The 19,238-nt window shown below is 53.6% G+C and carries 18 protein-coding genes; 16 read left to right on the top strand and 2 right to left on the bottom strand.

The features are described from left to right. Window positions 1-829 precede the first annotated feature (829 nt). The 16 genes from ATY75_RS15735 to ATY75_RS15660 all read left to right on the top strand — a co-directional run bounded on the left by ATY75_RS15735 (window position 830) and on the right by ATY75_RS15660 (window position 17,844). On the top strand, window positions 830-1,747 hold the full coding sequence (locus ATY75_RS15735) for a galactose oxidase (RefSeq protein ID WP_088938283.1): 918 nt from the start codon (window positions 830-832) through the stop codon (window positions 1,745-1,747). A gap of 1,181 nt (window positions 1,748-2,928) precedes the next feature. Further along, window positions 2,929-3,639: a hypothetical protein gene (locus ATY75_RS33955; RefSeq protein WP_143535311.1), complete on the top strand. Its 711-nt coding sequence runs from the start codon at window positions 2,929-2,931 to the stop codon at window positions 3,637-3,639. A gap of 373 nt (window positions 3,640-4,012) precedes the next feature. Next, window positions 4,013-5,077, top strand: coding sequence for a Gfo/Idh/MocA family oxidoreductase (locus ATY75_RS15725; protein ID WP_088938281.1), 1,065 nt, complete (start codon window positions 4,013-4,015; stop codon window positions 5,075-5,077). Beyond that, complete coding sequence (locus ATY75_RS15720; protein ID WP_088938280.1) at window positions 5,074-5,559, top strand: acyltransferase; 486 nt, start codon at window positions 5,074-5,076, stop codon at window positions 5,557-5,559. The genes ATY75_RS15725 and ATY75_RS15720 overlap by 4 nt, the downstream gene beginning before the upstream one ends. 224 nt (window positions 5,560-5,783) lie before the next feature. Continuing rightward, the gene (locus ATY75_RS15715; protein WP_088938279.1) at window positions 5,784-6,887 is read left to right on the top strand and encodes a DegT/DnrJ/EryC1/StrS family aminotransferase; all 1,104 of its coding nucleotides are present in this window, start codon (window positions 5,784-5,786) and stop codon (window positions 6,885-6,887) included. After that, complete coding sequence (locus tag ATY75_RS15710) at window positions 6,884-8,479, top strand: oligosaccharide flippase family protein (protein ID WP_088938278.1); 1,596 nt, start codon at window positions 6,884-6,886, stop codon at window positions 8,477-8,479. Before ATY75_RS15715 ends, ATY75_RS15710 begins: the two co-directional genes overlap by 4 nt. Next, window positions 8,480-9,091 carry an imidazole glycerol phosphate synthase subunit HisH gene (gene hisH, locus ATY75_RS15705; protein ID WP_039618027.1) on the top strand — a complete coding sequence of 204 codons (612 nt, stop codon included), beginning with the start codon at window positions 8,480-8,482 and terminating at the stop codon, window positions 9,089-9,091. After that, window positions 9,091-9,846: a HisA/HisF-related TIM barrel protein gene (locus ATY75_RS15700; RefSeq protein WP_225881681.1), complete on the top strand. Its 756-nt coding sequence runs from the start codon at window positions 9,091-9,093 to the stop codon at window positions 9,844-9,846. The genes hisH and ATY75_RS15700 overlap by 1 nt, the downstream gene beginning before the upstream one ends. After that, entirely contained in the window at window positions 9,839-10,999 is a 1,161-nt protein-coding gene (locus tag ATY75_RS15695; protein WP_085741848.1) for an N-acetyl sugar amidotransferase, read from the top strand. The genes ATY75_RS15700 and ATY75_RS15695 overlap by 8 nt, the downstream gene beginning before the upstream one ends. Continuing rightward, window positions 10,989-12,347, top strand: a complete 1,359-nt coding sequence (locus tag ATY75_RS15690) for an oligosaccharide repeat unit polymerase (RefSeq protein WP_088938277.1) — start codon at window positions 10,989-10,991, stop codon at window positions 12,345-12,347. The genes ATY75_RS15695 and ATY75_RS15690 overlap by 11 nt, the downstream gene beginning before the upstream one ends. An 8-nt stretch (window positions 12,348-12,355) precedes the next feature. Next, window positions 12,356-13,447 (top strand): glycosyltransferase, encoded by a 1,092-nt coding sequence (locus ATY75_RS15685; RefSeq protein WP_088938276.1) that lies wholly within the window; start codon window positions 12,356-12,358, stop codon window positions 13,445-13,447. Then, window positions 13,444-14,037, top strand: a complete 594-nt coding sequence (locus tag ATY75_RS15680) for an acyltransferase (protein WP_088938275.1) — start codon at window positions 13,444-13,446, stop codon at window positions 14,035-14,037. The genes ATY75_RS15685 and ATY75_RS15680 overlap by 4 nt, the downstream gene beginning before the upstream one ends. Then, on the top strand, window positions 14,034-14,876 hold the full coding sequence (locus ATY75_RS15675; protein ID WP_088938274.1) for a class I SAM-dependent methyltransferase: 843 nt from the start codon (window positions 14,034-14,036) through the stop codon (window positions 14,874-14,876). The genes ATY75_RS15680 and ATY75_RS15675 overlap by 4 nt, the downstream gene beginning before the upstream one ends. 9 nt (window positions 14,877-14,885) lie before the next feature. Continuing rightward, a complete protein-coding gene (locus tag ATY75_RS15670) occupies window positions 14,886-15,836 on the top strand; it encodes an SDR family oxidoreductase (RefSeq protein WP_049735885.1) in 951 nt (316 codons plus the stop codon). Then, window positions 15,833-17,005, top strand: a complete 1,173-nt coding sequence (locus tag ATY75_RS15665; RefSeq protein ID WP_088938273.1) for a glycosyltransferase — start codon at window positions 15,833-15,835, stop codon at window positions 17,003-17,005. Before ATY75_RS15670 ends, ATY75_RS15665 begins: the two co-directional genes overlap by 4 nt. A gap of 62 nt (window positions 17,006-17,067) precedes the next feature. Continuing rightward, entirely contained in the window at window positions 17,068-17,844 is a 777-nt protein-coding gene (locus ATY75_RS15660) for a glycosyltransferase family 2 protein (RefSeq protein WP_064836835.1), read from the top strand. 4 nt (window positions 17,845-17,848) lie between these two features. Here ATY75_RS15660 and ATY75_RS15655 read toward each other — a convergent pair whose 3' ends face one another. Next, a complete protein-coding gene (locus ATY75_RS15655) occupies window positions 17,849-18,673 on the bottom strand; it encodes a Wzz/FepE/Etk N-terminal domain-containing protein (protein WP_245317584.1) in 825 nt (274 codons plus the stop codon). A gap of 221 nt (window positions 18,674-18,894) precedes the next feature. Beyond that, the coding region (locus ATY75_RS15650) for a polysaccharide biosynthesis protein (protein ID WP_190241366.1) at window positions 18,895-19,238 on the bottom strand (344 nt) is incomplete at its 5' end.

The raw sequence follows: 19,238 nt of genomic DNA, 5'->3' as shown, positions 1-19,238 counted from the left end.
CCTTCGCGAGCCTGCTCGTCGACGGGATCGGATCTGCTTTCATGTTTTCGCGCTCTGCTCGACGTTTGTGTAAGCCATGGTGTCCTCTGACCAGCCTGCCATGACGGTCCCCATCGGCCTTGGGATCATTGTTTGAAAAGATACAATCGAGTCATTCGATTGCATTCGGGCCTCTCGACAGACCGATCAGCTGTGCCGCCGACGTAAGTTCCGGGCACAGGCAGCCAGTTGGGCGTTTGGATTTCCACGACCAAACTAAGCATCCAATGCGTTAACGCTTCTGCACCGCAAGCCGATTGCGTGCGGGATTATTCGCAAAGTGGATATTCAGTTCGCGAGGCGGCTCGATGCCGCGTAAGGGCAGGAATGTCGCCCGCCGGTCGAGCGCGATGCACCGCCCCGATGCTGATCGGCCGCATCCCGTCTAGCCGGGTGCAGGAGCTGGCGGAGAGCGTTCGGAGCAAGCTTTCAGCCCAACTTTCGTCTTCCGTCGCCGCTCAGGATGTCATGATTTGCATTTGCTGCGGCGATAGAATATTGGCCCTCGAGCCTCGACCTTCATCCTGCCATGAAGTGGTACCGGTCTGACCAGGTCGCTCTCAACACAGCGATGCTTGTGCGGTCATAAGTGCCTGCTCCCCATTAAGTGATCCGGGATGAAATGATGAATTCAAGAGTCAAAAGGCTTTTATTTTTCTGCATACTTCCACCGGTCGTTTTTTGTCTTGTTCTCGGGTGGGTTTATAGCGGGGCACCGGGGCTCCCCAAACCCAGCTTGAAGCGGGTCGCCGTTGCCGATTGGCCGCCGCGCGATTCGGCTGGAGAATTCGTGTATCACAACAAGCTTTGGCTCTTGGGGGGCTGGAAAACAAAGCCGACAGAGTTGCTTCGGGATGTCTGGAATTCGGCCGATGGCGTCAAGTGGGATCTAGTCCAGTCGGAGCTACCTTTCTATTATACCGACCTACCGATGACGATCGTTTTCAAGGACCGAATGTGGGTACTCGGCGGCACCACACTCTCGGATCCGGAGCACCCCGCCACGAATTCAGTGTGGAACTCCGATGATGGAATCCACTGGAGCAACGTGCAAGCAGCGGCTTCATGGAGCCCAAGAACAGCCACGCCAATTGTCACGCTAAATGGCAAGCTGTGGATTCTTGGAGGCCTCGAGTGGGTTGATGGCAAGCAGACCCTTAAGAACGACGTGTGGAACTCCAGCGATGGTATCAATTGGACCAAGGTGACAGAGCACGCGGCATGGCAGCCGCGAGCATATCACGCAGCGGTCGCTTATCACGGAAAACTATGGGTTCTTGGAGGCGGGTCGTATCACCCAGACTACATCGCCTTGAACGATGTCTGGAATTCTGAAGATGGTCTCCATTGGAAAAAAGTTTCCGATGCGCCGTGGAGCGGGCGGATCTGGTTCTCGGCGGCAGAGTATCGAGATCGTATGTGGGTCATTGGTGGCTGGAGTAAAAGCACGCTGAACGTCGGCGGAATTTGGTTCACGGACAACGGCATTGATTGGACGCGATTGCCTTTATCTGACAGCTGGCGACCAAGGCATGAACAATCGACTTATGTCGTGGGCGATAAGATGATCATCGCTGCTGGGCATGCCGACCCAATCACAAATGAGGTGTGGGAGTTGAAAGTTCCTCCGTTATGGTTGAAATTCGATCGCCTCGTCCATCAGGTGCTGCCTTTTGTGAACGGGCGGACGGATGGCAGGGCAGACTAGCCCCGATAGTGGTCGTTAAAGACCAACCTGATGCACCAAGCCCTTGCAGATCCGCGGTCGACATTGTGTCTACCGTGGGTAGTCGATAGGAATAAACTGGATGTGCTTGAACTGGATGTGCTTCTTGGCGCGACGAATATGATCTCAACATTTCGTCCCAAAATCATGCTTGAGTTGGCTCCCTACGTGTATTCGGAAAACCAGAGAAATTCGATCAAATTTTGAGCATCACAGTTCGTCGATCGAGTTGAAGAAGTTGCTGCCGCAGAGCCTGGAATTGGTCTGTAAGGCAATTCCAGAAGGTGGAGGCATGAATGTTCTCGCAGAACCGAATGACAAGCGGCCTAATAATCAAGGTGGATCGATTGTCGCGAGTTGAGTTGTTCACTTACCCTCTCATTATTTGTATCCATGTCTATGCCTTAGTAGTCTTCGGTGCGACGTATTGGATCGATTCACGCGACTATATATCATTGGCCACTGCCATGTCTTCGCCTAGCGGACTGCAGCTGTTTTACCAAACAACAGGTCAATGGATATTTAGCCATCTCGGGCCTGGCGTGCCGGTAGCCTGGCTCTTGCTCAGCGAGTTGCCGGTCTCCTGGCAATGGCCGGCGCTCGCAATATTCCAGCACATGGTGGCTGCAGGGGCGCTCATTTTCGCATTTCGGACGGTTTATCGCCTTTGGCCATCGCCCGTGCACATGATTTTTGTCCTATTGCTGTTACTGCTGCCAGCGTATCAGGCATTTCATAATTCAGTTCTGACCGAATCGTGCACTTCATCTTTCGTTATGATTGGCTTTTCGTGTTGTTTAAGGATAGCGCGGGGGAATCGGTCTGTCAGTAGTTGTGTTGTTGGGGCACTTATAGTGATCGCGTGCGTGACCCAGTTTAGAAGTTACTGGGGAGCTATAGTCGCGTTAATGTTATTCTACGCACTTATTTCCCGGGCATTTCTTATTTCTAGATGGATGGTTGTCCTTTTCGCTGTGTCGGCCGGCTCGGCCCTAGCGTTTCCCACATACAGATATCTGCAGGACGGACAATTTTTTCTGCCAGCTGGCGGTATCAACCTTCTAATATCGGCGTCGCAGGCTAATCCGCACCCCTCGTCGACAGTGAATACGCTCCTTAACGTGGCAGGGTTTCCGGATACTTTGACGCATAGCGGTATCACAATGTCCGACGCGCTATTAATCGCTGAAAAGTGGAGAGCTGAAGGACGCTCCAATAGCGAGATCAACGAAAAGGCAGAGGAACTCGCCAGTGCGCTACGCTCGGATGGGGCGAGTGTTCAATTGAACCGGTTCTTATATGCCATGGCCTCAATCGGAGCGATCTTGCCGTCGGCGGTAGTTCCGCAAACGCATGAAGTCTTTCCGGGATACTCTCCCAGGAATTTTCTCGATCATCTTTACGGCTATTATCGTTGGCAAAGCTGGGCATCATCGGAGGACTATCGGTCTGCATTCGACCGTTTTTTTGGACCGCAAGCAGCCTCGGACGCGGCAGTTTTTCCGTTCGCGGTTCTATCAAACGCTAAGATCCATGCAGCATTCAATCCGTACATTTCGACCTTCGGGGTGGCGCTTCGTGACCCAATAAATATAGGTGTTCTGCCGCCCGACCTTTGGCTTTTGTTGGCTTTGCTGGCTGCTGCATTTTTGACGGTACAAGCGAAGGAGGTAACAATATTGCTTCTTTGTTCGTTGGCGCCAGCCTTTGCTGTCGCGTATGCGTTTCCTCTCGGAAACCCACGCTACTCAGTACCATTGCTTCCATTATATTTTTTCGTCATTTCGATTGGGGCGGCTCACCTCATCGCACGGTCGCGACTTTCGAGAGTCCATCAAAGGAGAGCCGCAAAAATATCATCCCATGTAAACTAGCGCTTTCAATTCCACCCCGTGTCAGCGTGGCCGCGTGAGTTTGGAAAACTAAGAGTACGTGGGTTTGCTGCCAGTGATGAAGATTGACTTTTTTGGCGAGAACACCCAATGAGGCCTAATCATTCCTGTCCGCGCGAGTCCCACATGGCAATGTGCGGTCGCCGATAAAACCGGGTGCCTCCGGTCATGCCACGGGTGCACAAGCAAATATGAGAAGTCTTCCAGAAAAAATCATTGCTGGCCATACCGGTATGGTGGGTTCGACCGTTGAACGACGCTTGATCGCGGAAGGGTGTCCGGCTAGCTCAGGGGATGTCAATGTGAATCGCCAAATTATTTTGGGCGGCGGATACTGTCGCGCGGGGAGAAGCTCTTGATAAAATTCGCTATTGTTGGATGCGGACGCATTGCTAAAAGACATTCCGAACTGTTGGGCTTGTCACAGATAACCGGGGCGTCGCTAGTCGCAGTTTGTGACGTAGTGGAAGAAAGGGCAAAGGAGTTCGGAGAAAGATTCGGCGTTCCTCACTATCAGTCCATCGACGAAATGCTCCAGAACACGGACGCCGATGTCGTATCGATATTGACGCCAAGTGGCATGCATGCAGAGCACGTCATAACTGCTGCAAAATACAAACGGCACATCGTGGTTGAAAAGCCAATGGCGCTGACTTTGACCGACGCTGAAGCGATGATCAAGGCGTGTGATGACAACAACATTCGCCTTTTTGTCGTCAAACAAAACCGGTTTAACGTCCCGGTCCTGAAAGCGCGCGAAGCTCTTGATGCGGGCCGCTTCGGAAAGCTCGTGCTCGGGACGGTTAGGGTACGATGGTGCCGCGATCAGAGTTACTATGATCAGGATAACTGGCGCGGTACCTGGCAATATGACGGCGGTGTCCTTGCCAATCAGGCAAGTCATCATATCGACATGTTAACTTGGTTCATGGGTGATGTCGAAAGTGTGCACGCGCGCGCGGCGACAGCGTTGGTGGATATCGAGGCGGAAGACACTGCCGTAGCCACACTGAAGTTCCGCAACGGTGCTCTCGGCATTATAGAAGCCACCGCAGCAACGCGACCCAAGGACATTGAAGGATCGATTTCGATACTTGGTGCTGGGGGCTCTGTTGAGATTGCGGGCTTTGCGGTGAACAAGATCCGCACCTGGCAGTTCGGCGACCATGACTTAGGCGATGAGCAAGTTATGGAGAGGTACTCTGTTAATCCTCCGAACGTTTATGGTTTTGGTCATCAGGCTTATTACGAACATGTCGTCGATTGCCTAGTGAACGATACAAAAGCCATCGTGGATGGTCATGAGGGACGTCAGAGTCTCGAGCTGATCTCCGCACTTTACGAATCAATCGCGTCCAATCAGGAAGTGAAATTGCCTTTGGAAGTGAAACATTCGAAACTGGGACGATCTTCGCAGTGACCGACGACTCCCCCACGCTCTGGAAGGCGCAGGTCAGAGACGTCGTTTGCGGCGCTCGGGTAAAAATAGTTGAGCCCGCCAATGTCTATGAATGCGAACTTGCGGATGATTGTTTCGTCGGTCCGTTCGTCGAAATCCAGAAGGGCGTGAAGATCGGGCCCCGCACAAAGATACAGTCACACAGTTTCATATGCGAACTTGTGGAGATTGGTGAGGATTGTTTCATCGGACATGGGGTTGTTTTTGTGAACGACCTTTTTTCGGGAGGTGGGCCTGCGCGGGGGAATCGCGCGCTCTGGAAGGAGACCCGGATCGGCAACCGAGTTTCGATCGGCTCAAACGCTACGGTCCTGGCAGTTCGGATATGCGACGATGTCGTCATCGGCGCAGGCGCGGTTGTAACCCGGGATATCACCATTTCTGGTACCTATGCCGGCAACCCCGCCCGGCCTTTACCTCGTTCGGCAAGGAATGAGGTTTAGGTTTGTCCCAAGAAGATCGTCGTTGGTGGACAACGTCGGTACATGCCCCAGGCTTTGCAGATTCTCGCCGTCAACTCCCGTGGGAAGGAGTGTTGGCCTCCGCCTTTCGCGAAGGGTTGTTTCAGCGTTGAGCCGATGCTTGGCTGAATGTTATTTTTGGTTGGCGCATATGGCGGCGCCGGCGCACACACGGAAATCATCGCAATTTACCGAGAGCAGGTTTCATGAAAGTTCCTTTCGCTGATCTTCATCTCCAATATCTCTCGCTAAAGGAGGAGATCGATGCTGCAATTGCTTCAGTCATCCGCTCGTCCTCGTTTATCAGGGGGCCATTCGTTCAGAAGTTCGAGGACGAATTTGCCGCCGCCGTCGGCGCCCCTTATTGCATCTCATGTGCGAATGGAACGGATTCGCTCTTCATCGCCATGCGCGCGCTAGGCGTCAAACCCGGGGATGAAGTTATTACGACTGCGCATTCGTGGATTTCAACTACCGAGACCATTTCACAGGCCGGCGGCAATGTTGTCTTCTGCGACACCGACGCTTCGACATACACCATCGATCCTGTTCAAATCGAAGCGAAGATCACGCCTAGAACGGTTGGCATCATCCCGGTTCATCTCTATGGCCAACCGGCCGATATGACTGCGATCATGGCTATCGCCCGGAAGCACGGTCTCTGGGTCATAGAGGATTGTGCCCAATCCCACCTGGCTGAGATTGATGGGCAGGTCGTCGGAAGTTTCGGGGATGTCGCTTCCTATTCTTTCTACCCGGGAAAGAACCTTGGTGCGATGGGCGACGCAGGCGCCATTACCTGCAAGGACAAATCACTTGCCGATCGGATGGCAATGTTTGCGCGGCATGGCGGGCTTTCAAAGGGCGACCACCAGATCGAGGGCATAAATAGCCGCCTCGACGGACTGCAGGCCGCGATCCTGTCGGTGAAGCTGCCGCGTCTGCCGGAATGGACCGCGAAGCGGCAGGAATGGGCGAGACGCTATGTGCGCGCCCTCGAAGATATTGGTGGGCTGGAACTACCTGAAACGGCAGCCGGGCGAAATCACGTCTATCACCTGTTTGTGATCAAGCACGAGCGGCGCGATGCCCTGGCAACCCACCTCAATCATGCCGGCATCCAAACCGTGGTCAACTATCCGATATCGCTGCCGTTCCTGCCGGCTTACGAACGCCTTGGGCATCGGCCGGAAGATTTTCCCAACGCGTTTGGAAATCAATCCAAGATTCTTTCAATTCCGATTTTTCCTGAAATGACAGAAGCTCAACTCTTGTACGTCGCAGATATGATCAGGGGCTTCGCCGAGTGAGTGACGAACGCCCGGAGAGCCATGGAAGGCGCAGCAATCTTCTTGGAAACTCAGGCTGGAATTTTGCGGGTTTCCTTTTTACGCTGATTGCTAATCTTGCCACGGTGCCCTTCGTCGTGCGCTGGATTGGACTGCAGGCATTGGGAAGCGCAGGCATAGTGATCGCTATCGCAGCTCCCGTGACGCTGATCGGCACGGTGCTCGGGCAGGCCGTTGTCAGGGAAATTTCCGCGCGGATTGGACGTGGCGAGGAGCATGCCGCCGCCCGTATTGCTATCGTCGGATTGAAAATCTGCCTGATCGCTTCGGCGGTGGCTTGGCTGGGGATCGTGCTTGCCGGTCCATGGATCATGGCCGGCATCGCCGGTGCGTCTCTTCCATCACAGAATCTCACCGTCTCCTTCCTCATTGTCGCAACCGGCACCGTGGCGCAGCAGTTCTCGTTTGTCCTGCAAGGTATTTGCGTGGGAAAGCAAAATTTTCAATTGGTGGCCAAAGCATCAGCGTGGAGTTCATTCGCAACCATCATCGTGACCTTGGGATGCACGTGGTCATTTCCAGTGCTGAATGGCTATTTGCTCGGATTTGCTGGAAGTCTTGTATTCTCGACTGCAGGATGGATATGGGTTACATCCTCGGAATTCCGGGAGAGCGGCAGATTGATCTCGTCGTCTACCGACGAACTGAAATCATTGCTTCATTTTGGAAAATGGCAAAGCCTTTCTCAGCTTGCCGGAATCTTTGGCAACCAGATTGACCGCTACGTTCTGGCTTCGCTCGCGCCGTCTGCCGTTGTCGGCCAATATAACGTGTGCAATCGCCTCCAGGAGGCCGCTTACATCGCGGTCATACGTATCTGCGAAGTCCTGTTTCCTCGATTTGGCAACATGTCGAACAGCCGCGAAGAGGAGCGGCATGATTTCTTCATGCTCGCCTCGTGGGGCAATTCGGCTTTCGGAGCCATCGTACTCTCGCCAATCGCGGTTCTCTCCAGGCCGCTGTTGACGGTTTGGGTCGGCGAAGAAACCGCTGCAGGCGGCACGCATCTGCTCCAGATACTCATTCTCGGCGGCATCGTCGGGTGCGGGTCGAATGTATTCCAGTATTACGCCATGGGAATGGGCAGAAACGCACCGGCTGCATATACATCGCTTGCCTATTCGGTGATGACGGTTGTTTTTTCTTTTGTTTCCATTTGGTTTTACGGTCCATACGCTGCCGGAGCAGGCTTGCTTGCTGCGAGCCTTGTAAGAGTGCCTCTCGCGCTTTTGGTGACTCGCAATTGCTTCTTTCGCACTTTCAGCGCGGAGCAAATGTTCGCCTGTACAGTTGCTCCTATCTTGGTTGGCATCTGCATAGTTGTCGGATCTTTAGGCCTGAATTTCACCTGGATCAATGGCTGGTTGTCCCTCGCTTTCGCGTATGTCTGTTCTGTCTGCGTTGTCTCCGCCGCGATCGCAGCCGTGGCGATGACGACGAAAACCGGGAGCATTATCTTGTCCCGTATCTATGGGTCCGTTAGAACGGCTTTGTCCGAGAGACGCCTGATTGGATGGAGTAACCATCTTGTGAAACGCAAGAGAGGGTTTTGAGTGATCACTGTGGTAGACTATGGCGTCGGGAATATCGGCGCAATTACCAATATGGCGGAGTATCTGGGGATCGATGCTCGGCCAAGCGGTGATCCCAAAGAGATCGAAAGTGCTGCGAAGCTCATTCTTCCAGGGGTCGGTGCGTTTGACAAAGCAATGGCCACGTTGAGAAACAGAAAATTAGTCGATCCACTGAATCACGCTGTGCGCGATCGGAGGGTTCCTGTTCTCGGCATATGTCTCGGTATGCAGCTGTTGGCGCGATCCAGCGAGGAAGGCTCGGAACCGGGACTCGGCTGGATAAATGCGGATGTGAAGCGCATCAGGCTGCCGGCAACATCATCCCTTAAAGTTCCTCATATCGGCTGGCTTGAGATAAGGCCGTGCCGAGAAAGCGCTCTGTTCGACAGGTCCAACCGGAGGGAGCGCTTTTATTTCGACCACAGCTATTTTGTCGATTGCGATGATCCGAATGACGTTACCGCCGTCATCGACTACGGCGAGGAGCTATGTTGCGCAATGAGTTCGAACAATGTCAGCGGCGTGCAATTTCATCCTGAAAAAAGCCACCGCTTCGGGATGCGGGTTCTTGAAGCATTCGGAAAGCTTTGATGAGAAAAAGGCTTATACCCGTCCTGCTGGTCGATCAGAAGCGTCGGCTGGTGAAAACGATAGAGTTTGGTGAGCGCACCTACGTCGGCGATCCCTTCAATGTTGTGCGCCTGTTCAACGAAAAGGAAGTCGACGAGATCTGCATTCTCGATATCGACGCCACGCGTACGGGGCGAGGTCCTGACCTCGGCTTCGTTCGCGAACTCGCAACCGAATGTTTCATGCCTTTGGCATATGGCGGCGGCATCACCGAGCTTAGGCAGTGCGAGGAACTTAACCGCTCCGGCGTCGAGAAGTTTGTACTCGGTCAAGGCGCGCGCAATTCGCAACTGGTGGGAGCGATCGCTGCCGATATGGGCAGCCAGGCTCTGGTTGCCTGTGTCGACGTTGAGGGTCGCGGTGCGGCGGCGAGCTGCTACGCTTCAAGCGGTGCGAGGCAAGAGCCGATAGAATTCTGCCTGAGGCTGCAGGATGCCGGTGTTGGCGAAATAATTCTTCAGTCGAAAACTCTCGACGGCACGCGCAACGGGTATGATCTTGAGTTGATCCAGTCGATTAGCCGAAAGCTGAGCATTCCGGTCGTTGCCTTGGGTGGCGCGGGAAACGTCGCCCACATGGAGGAAGGCCTTCATGCCGGCGCTTCCGCCGCGGCCTCGGGGAGCGCCTTCACCTTTATCGGCCGGCTAAGGGCAGTCCTTATAAGCTACCCTGCACCAGAAATTTTGGAGGAGACGGAGCAAGGTGCTCATGGATAACGCCTCGCGAGTTTGCTCATTTTGCGCCATGGACAATTCCAACCCGTCGATCGTGTTTGACGCAAACGGCCAATGTAACTGCTGTCGGGATGCGCTGAATCGCAAGCCGCACGAGTGGTGGACTGGCCCGGAAGGCGATGTTCGAATGCGGCGATTGATCGCCACATTGAAGGAAGAAGGCGCAGGTAAGCCATACGATGCGATGGTCGGGCTTAGCGGTGGAATCGACAGCGCGTTTCTTGCGCATCTCGCCGCCCGAAAGCATGGTCTTCGTCTTCTGGCGGTCCATGTTGACGGCGGTTGGAATTCCGAGCCCGCCGTCCACAATATTGAAATTCTTGTCCGAAAACTCGATCTCGACCTTCACACGTATGTAATCGAGTGGCAGGAGATGCGCGATCTGCAGATTGCGTTTATGAAGGCTTCTGTCCTCAATCAGGACATCCCGCAAGATCATGCATTCTTTTCCACCCTCTATAGGACAGCAGCTAAATTCGGCATTCGTCACTTCCTCAGCGGCGTAAACTTCGCGTCAGAATCGGTGATACCCCGCGGCTTTGGCTATCCGTCGATTGACGGAACACATGCGAGCGCGATTCAAAAACGCTTCGGCTCCTTGAAGCTCACGACCTATCCCTTCATGAGCCCTCTTGAGTATATTTGGCTTACCCGCGTCCGCCGGCAACTCACCATTCACCGTCCGCTCAACTACATCGACTACAATAAGGAAGAGGCGCGCACTGAGCTTCAGCGCGAATATGGGTGGCGTGACTACGGTGGCAAACACAGTGAATCCAGATTCACAAAATTCTACCAGGATATCTATCTTCCGAGAAAATTTAACTTTGACAAAAGACGGCTTCACCTTTCAAGTTTGATTGTTGCCGGACAAATGACACGGGAGGAGGCGCTGCGCGAAATTTCAAAGCCCATCATCTCCGTTCAGGATGCCCGCAGGGAAACAAAGTTCGTGGCCAAAAAACTGGGATTGAAGCCGGAAGAGCTCCAATCGTATATCGAGGCCCCGCCAGTACCGCACAGCAATTATCCGAACGGCATGTGGCTTCATAAAGCGCTTTTGCGCCTGCGTAACATGACACGGACACTCCTGCCGACACGTAACGCAGCCGCAGAGGCAGCAGATGTCGACTAGCCTCGTCTTTGCCATGGCTGTTACATGGTCGGTGGCGTTCTACGTCTGGAGGGTGGGGATCAATCTGACGCTTTCGTCAGTTTTTTTAGGTCTGATGCTGGCGCTTCATGGGCCCATGTATCTCTATTACACTCGAATATGGGGTATCCAGACTAAGTTTTTTGAGACAATCATGTCTTCCGCTCCCTACTACGATGCTATAGGCGCACTGGATCTCTCTCTTGCCCTTTCATTTGTTTGCATCACTATCGGTATAGCAGGAGCGGATTTCGCGTTCGGCGTTAACCATCAACAGATCCAGGCGGCACTGCATTCCTGGCGCACTCAGCCTGTCCGGATAGCCAGCGGTGTCGCTCAACGACTCAAAATAATCTCGACCATCGGCTTCTTTATCATTCTCGCCTTTATTATTGTTGAAAACAAAATCCCCCAAATTATTGTCTACTTCATTTCCGATGCAAGCGAAGTCGCGAAGATTGCGATGCGGCGCGAGTCGGGTGGAAGCCGCTTTTATCTTTTCAATCTCCTCGTCTCCAACCTATTTCCCTTCTCTGCTTTTTGCTGTTTTATAGCTTTAAGACAGCGGTCAATGAAACTGCCAGCGATCGCGTGGGCTTTTATCGTTGCCGTCATGGTGGCCAAGGCCTCGACTTTGAGCAAGGCGCCATTGGCGATATTTGTACTGCAGTTGATAGTCGTGGAACATCTTCGCAAATCTTTGGATCTGCCATTGGGGATGGCGATTAAATTTATTTCCCTTTGTGTTCTTTTGTTTGGTGCGATGGTGCTTGTTGCCATTCGTGAATTGCATGGTGTCGGCGACGCGCTCGATTTTCTATTTTATCGGATATTCATGATCGCAAACGAAAGTTTGCTTGAGTATTATGCCGCAATTCCAAGTGTTCTCCCCTATGGTTGGGGTAGTAAGTTCAGTTGGCTGGTAGGCTCTCTGACCGGTCAACCCAGTCAACCAACCTATGTACTGGTCGGCGCCGTCCATCGCGGCATGGAAGGTTCCACCTCGACAGCGATGTTTATCGCTGATGCCTGGGCCGACTTCTCTTGGGTGGGTGTGTTTCTATTTTCGCTATTCGCCGGTTTTTTTATCCGCTTGCTAGATATCCAGCTAATAGTGAAACGAGGGAAGACCGTCGCAACGATTGCGGGGCTGGCTCTCGGCCACTATGGAATATTCGTGATGCTTTCGACCGCACTTCAAACTGCGATGATGACTGGCGGTTTGTTTTTGATTGTTCCATTCGTGCTGGCGCTGTCCAGCTCGCTGAGGTGGGTGTCAGATAAGAACGACGGTGGACAAGAGCATCTTGTCCAGCTCGGACGGGTATAGAATCCAATATGCGCGTTTTTCAAAATTCCGGGGTATATGCTGCTTATATGCGGCGGCTTGATATACTCGCAGTTGATGCGAGAAGTTTTTCAGACAGATTGTCTCATTTTCTGGATGATCGCTATGGCGCTTGCCACATACTGAACCCGGTGATGGAGGCCTCTCCAGACACCTTCTTTACGAACGGCGATGACGAGATACTTCAACGATACTGGGCGGTAGAAAACGGTTTGCCCGCCACCTCCGACATGGAGCAGATCTTGCTGAGCCAGATCGAACATCACCGCAGCGAGATATTTTATAATTCGGATCCGATGCGATACGGGAACGATTTCGTCCGCAAACTTCCTGGCTGCGTGCGGAAGTCAATCATGTGGCGAGCGGCGCCTTCCGGCAATACCGACTTCGGCGCCTACGATTTGATCGTCTGCAACTTTCCTACCATATTGGAAGGTTATCGGAAGCTTGGCTGGCGCGCGGAATATTTTGCACCAGCCCATGATCCGGCAATGGATAGCTATGCCGAAAATCGAGACCGGCCAATCGATGTGCTTTTTGTCGGAGGCTATAGCCGTCACCATCGTCGGCGTGCAGAGATACTGCAAGCCGTGTCGGCTATTCGAAGGGATTTTAAAGTTTGTTACCACCTTGATCGGTCGCGATTGACTAGGCTTGCTGAGAGCCCGATTGGCTGGCTTCTGCCGCTTGGGAAGCACAGACGTCCGAAGAATATTCGCGCAGTGTCCCGTACCCCTCTTTTCGGACGCGAGCTTTATGAAGCGATTTCGCAGGCGAAAATTGTTCTAAACGGCGCCGTGGATATGGCGGGAACGGACAGGGGAAATATGCGGTGCTGGGAGGCGCTAGGATGCGGTGCGCTGATGGTCTCGGACTCCGGTGTTTATCCCGAGGGTATGGTCAATAATATCAGCATGGTAACATATGAAGATGCGGAATCCGCGGCGCGGACAATTGTGAATCTGCTTCGCGAACCGGAGCGCCTCCATGCGTTAGCCAACGAGGGAACCCGTACTGTACGAACCGTGTACAACAAGCGTGCCCAATGGCTTAACTTCCAACGGCTGGCTGCAAGCGCATGAAGCTTAGCCTGACCACGATCGCAAACATGGCGGCGGGATGGTTGGCCCGCAAGCGGAGCAAATTTCTCGTCGGGAGTGGTAGCAATGTCCGTTGGCTGGCGTTGCGATCCATTCGCGGAGGCAATGTGAAGGTCGGCGAGAACTGTATCATCAATTGCAATATCAGCTTCGATGATCCCCGCGGCAGCATCAGCATTGGTGATCGCTGCTATATTGGTGCCAGTCACCTGGTATGCCATTCCGGAATTACGATTGGAAACGATGTCATCATCTCATGGGGAGTGACAATCGTCGATCATGATTCTCATTCTCTCGACTGGGAATTGCGCAAGAACGATGTGACCGATTGGGGCTTGGGAAAGAAGGATTGGACGGGGGTTTCCATCAAGCCGGTGTTTATTCAGGACAAGGTGTGGATTGGTTTTGGCGTGAGTATCCTGAAGGGGGTGACAGTCGGCGACGGGGCAGTTATTGGAGCCCATGCTGTTGTCACGCGCGATGTCCCCCCTTACACCGTCGTCGCCGGTAACCCCGCTCGCATAATTCGGAATCTCAAGCGGACGCAAAAAGAGACAGAAGGTCAACCATGACGGCAACAAAGTTGGACACGTGGGAAGCTGCCGTCCAGTGGCTTCGGCAACAGCCTGACCAGCAAAAGCTGGTGCTCGATGCCTATTACGACGATCCGATTCTGCAGGCGGCCGAGCGGTATTGGCGGAGCGGCGAGTGGGGTGCCATTCGCGAATTTCTCCCGCAGGCGCCAGGAACTGCAGTCGATATCGGCGCCGGTCGTGGTATTGCCAGCTATGCTCTGGCAAAGGAAGGTTTTGAGGTAACGGCCCTGGAGCCCGACGCGAGCGACCTCGTGGGGGCTGGTGCAATTCGTGCCCTCTTCAAAGAAGTTCATCTTCCCATTTCGATCGCCGAGGAGTTTTCCGAAAAGCTCCCATTCTCCGACAATGCCTTCGATGTGGTCTTTGCCAGAGCCGTTCTGCATCACACCTCCGATCTGTCGGCCGCGTGTCGCGAATTCTTTCGAGTGCTCAAGCCCGGCGGGCGCTTCATCGCAGTTCGCGAACATGTGATATCGAGCGAACGCGATTTGCCGATCTTTCTCGATCGCCATCCCCTGCACAAACTCTATGGAGGAGAAAACGCCTTTCTTCTGAAGGAGTATCAGAACTCTATTGTTTCGGCCGGTTTCAAGATGGAAAAGCTCCTTATGCCGCTGGAGAGCGAGATCAACTTCGCCCCCTACACTCCGGCGGAGTTGAAGGCGCAGATTGCCATGCGATTGCCGTTCTTCGCCAGAGCCGTTCCAGCGCTTTTGAATTCTCGGTCGGTCTGGACGATCTTCTCGCATATCGCAGCAAAGTTCGATCGGCGGCCGGGCCGGCTATATTCGTTCGTCGCCACGCGGCCCCAATAAAGAAAAAGAATGGCTCGTATATTAATCACAGGCGCTCACGGATTTATCGGAAGATATCTGGCAAAGTCGCTTGCACTTGCCGGGAACTCCGTATTCGGCCTTGGGCACGGTACCTGGTCACCACTTCACGCCCAGCGCTGGGGGCTAGTCTCTTGGCATAATGGCGAGGTCGATATCCCCAATCTTCGGTTGATTCAACAGCAGTTTGGGACGGTGGACATTGTGTACCATCTTGCGGGGGGCTCGTCGGTCGGAGCAGCAATCGCAAATCCTCGCGAAGATTTCCACCGCACGGTCAGTTCGAGCATTGAACTGCTTGAATGGATGAGACTGGAGGCCCCTAAAAGCAGCTTAGTGGCGGTTTCTAGCGCTGCTGTTTACGGGGCAGGGCACACAGGTCAGATAGCTGAAACGGCGAAACCCAACCCCTTCTCTCCCTACGGTCATCACAAGCATATAATGGAATCTCTCTGCATCTCCTATTGCGAGAGTTACGAGTTAAAGGTCGTGATCGGTCGGCTGTTTTCAGTTTATGGGGAGGGATTACGCAAGCAATTGCTCTGGGACGTTTGCTCCCAGCTCGAGGTTCACCCTGAGCGACTCCTTCTCGGTGGCAGTGGCAACGAGCTTAGAGACTGGACGGCAGTGACCGACGTCGCGCGCGCGCTGTCGCTTATCCACACCGAGGCGAGCCCCTCGCCAAAGGTTATCAATATCGGCACCGGCCGCGGCACCAATGTTCGCGCGATCGTTGAAGGTATCGCCCAAGCATGGGCGGTCGATACCAATTTGGAAGCCAGGATTGAATTTTCGGGTAAAGCACGAGCTGGCGACCCTCAAAGCCTGATAGCCCAATCCGAGCAGCTCGCAGCCCTCGGGTTCGAGTGGCAAAAGGATTTGATGGAAGGCCTCTCAGGCTATGTCAGGTGGTTTCGATCGGAATCCGGTGTGAGATCATGACCCGTATTGCCTTTACGATGATCGGCGGGAAAGACTGGACCGGCGGTTATAACTATCTGATAAATCTCGCTAGGCTGCTGTCCGCTGATCAGAGCAAAGCTCTTACGCCCGTTATGTTCTTTGGAACCGACGTCGATGAAGAAGATATAACTCCATTTGCGGCTCTCAATTGCGTTGAGGTGGTCCGTAGCCCGCTCTTTAACAGATCCAGGAGCTTTAGATCTCTGCTCACCGGTCTTGTCACCGGCGCCGACTGGCGTGTGCGTAAGCTGTTCAGAACTCACCAGATAGATGTCGTATTTGAGGTGGCACAATTTTTTGGTTTCAATCTCGGCATCCCCGCTATTGCCTGGATCCCAGATTTCCAGCACCGCTTCCTCCCCCATCTCTTCAGTAAGCTTGGCTACTGGAAACGCGATATAGGGTTTAGAATTCAGGTCCTGGGAAAACGCGAGATCATGTTGAGCAGCGAAGACTCGCGCGTCTCGTGCGAAGTTTTCTATCCGTCCTCCCGGGGGCGCACACACGTCGTCAGGTTTGCGGTGCCGCCCAAGGTCGTGATTGTTCCTGCGGCTGCTCGTGCTCTTGCCGACAAATATGGACTGCCTGAGCGGTATGTCTTCCTTCCCAACCAGTTCTGGCAGCACAAGAACCATCTTCTTGTCGTGGAGGCATTGACGATCCTCCGTGGCCGCGGTCAAGACGTTACTGTCGTCGCATGTGGCAGCCAGTCTGATCCGCGCGACCCCTCTTATTTTCCGCGTGTGAAGGCTGCTATCGACAGTTCCGGTCTCTCCTCAAACTTCATTCTTCTCGGTCTTATCCCATATGGCGATCTTGCTCCACTCGCAACCGCTAGTATGGCCTTGCTGAATCCATCTCTCTTCGAAGGATGGAGCACGACAGTCGAAGAGGCCCTGTCGTGGGGCGTGCCGTTGATTTTGTCGGATTTGGACGTCAACAGGGAACAGGCGGGCGAAGTGGCCGTATTTTTCGATCGCCATGACGCGCAGGCGCTTGCAGACGCACTTGCTTCGGCAAATCTGTCTTCGCCGGATATTCTGTTCGAGCGGGCGGCGAAGGCACAGGCCATCGCTAATGAACGCGTCAACCGCTTCATCACTGATTTCCATGCGCTTGTTCAACGGGCTGCCACCAAACGCCGGTAGCAAACCACGGACGAAGGCCGGGGGACCACGCCTCTACCCACCAGCTATGAAAGTAAGTGTGAATGCGCGAACCGAAAATTTCAATCATCACCGTTGTCTTCAACAACGAAGCCACGATTGCTGATACGATCGAATCCGTTCGCGCTCAAAACTATCCAAATATGGAGTATATCGTCGTCGACGGACTCTCAAAGGACCGCACGCTTGATCGGATCAACGAACGCCGCGAGGTTATTACGCGCCTAGTTTCCGAAGAGGACTTCGGCATCTATGATGCCATGAATAAAGGAATAAGTCTTGCGACCGGCGATGTTATCGGCTTCATCAATGGCGACGACTTTTACATGCCGGGCGCTCTAGCAAAGGTCGCGGAGGCGTTCCGGGATCCGGCCTTGGAAGCATGTTACGGGGATCTCTGCTATGTTCGGCAAGATGATACCTCAACGATCGTGCGCGACTGGCGCTCTTCGCCTTTTGTACCTCGGGCTTTCGAAAAGGGCTGGTGCCCGCCTCATCCAACCTTCTTTGTTCGGCGCGAGGTCTACAAGCGCCTTGGATCGTTTGACCTCTGTTATAGGATTGCTGCTGACGTAGAATTAATGATGCGCTTTCTAGAACGCCACCGTATCAAGTCGAAATACCTGCCCGGCATTATGGTGAAGATGCGAATGGGCGGCACCACAAATCGCAGCTGGAAGAATATCCTGCAGCAAAACAAAGAAGTTCTACTTGCGCTTGAAACTCACGGGTTGAAAGCCAGCCCAGTACATTTCTTCTCCAGGAAGCTTGTATCGCGGGGCATGCAGGTACTTCGTGCGGCCTTGCTCAAGGTGCGCTAACGCATCAGCCGTTCGACCGGCTACGGCGATTTCGTTGCATGAGGTATGCGCTTTTAAGGAGGTTGATTAGAACGCCGATAACGAACCCGACAAAGAGACCTGCAGTCAGAATAGTTATCTTGGTCGGAGAGACGGCATTTGATGGAGCGTAAATTGGGGAAAGCAGAGTTGCAGACTTGCTTATTTCTAGTTTACCCGTCAAGTCGGCAATGTCCTTACGCAATGCGATCGCATCGTCGCGTGTCGCGAGATATATTGCCTGCTGCCATCCGGAATCCTGCGCCTCCTTCAGGAGCTTCGAATTTTCCGCCAGTTGATCCTGCAGTGACCTGATTTGAGATTTCAGATGTTCCGAGCTGGTGGACGCAACCAGCGTCTGCTGTTCTTGAACCCCCCGCACGATGGCGGCGACGCACTGCCGCGCCAATTCAGCGGTTGGGGCGGTAAAGGAAATTGCGATGACGTCATTGGGAACTGATGGTGCCGTCACCCTCAGATTTTGCGAAATCTGTTCGGCGGTTACCGGGCCGCCGTCAGAGCAGGCGGAGACGGTCTGCTGATCGAAAGCTGATGGAGATCGCAGACGAAAAGTAACATGCTCACGAGGCTCCACAAGACCGACGGCATCAGGATCGAGCTGTGTCGGAGCCGACGTGGTTGCGAGCACTAGTTGCGCGGAGGCTTGATAGTAAGGTTGGCTACGCCAGAGGAACGTGCCTGCTAGTGCAACTCCGATGGAGCAGCACACAATAATGATGGCCATGCCACGTCTCAGAAAGGCTACAACAGAGAATAGATTAATTTCCTCGTCAAATAATCTTTTTTCCATGATCGCAGCTTTCAGAATCCGCCATAGGCTCAAATTTAGCAAAGAATTTCATAACAGCTGGGAGCCTAAAGACGCTTCAATCCTATCGGACCTTCAATGTCAATCGTCAAAAGACCGCAACTTGGGCTTATCACGATGCCTCATGGGATCCCGTTTATCGCACGGCTATGCCGATCTTCGCCTGCCTCGTCGCGGTGATTTTACGGACGCTGCAACCACGTTCACGCCGCCGTATTGGTTTCGACGCCGACCAAAGCCAGATCCGAGACCTCGCCCGTTGACGAATAGCCGGAAACGAGCTCAGCCAATGTTGCACGGGCAGCAATCATATCGTTGCGATCCAATGCCGCATTGAGCGCGTTGAGCTTTTTCATAAGCTCCGGCCAGGACAGGAAATCCTCACGCGCCTTCATGATCCGGGGATGTTCGGTTGTCTCAGGATTGTCGCCGATCAGCAGTTCTTCATAGAGCTTCTCGCCGGGCCTGAGACCGGTCACCGAAAGCTCGATATCCCCTTCGGGACTGTTCTCGTCGCGCACGGTCAGCCCGGACAGCTCCACCATCT

The sequence above is a fragment of the Rhizobium sp. N122 genome (genome assembly GCF_002211295.1).
Classification (GTDB): domain Bacteria; phylum Pseudomonadota; class Alphaproteobacteria; order Rhizobiales; family Rhizobiaceae; genus Rhizobium.
This window is presented reverse-complemented; position numbering and strand designations above follow the sequence as displayed.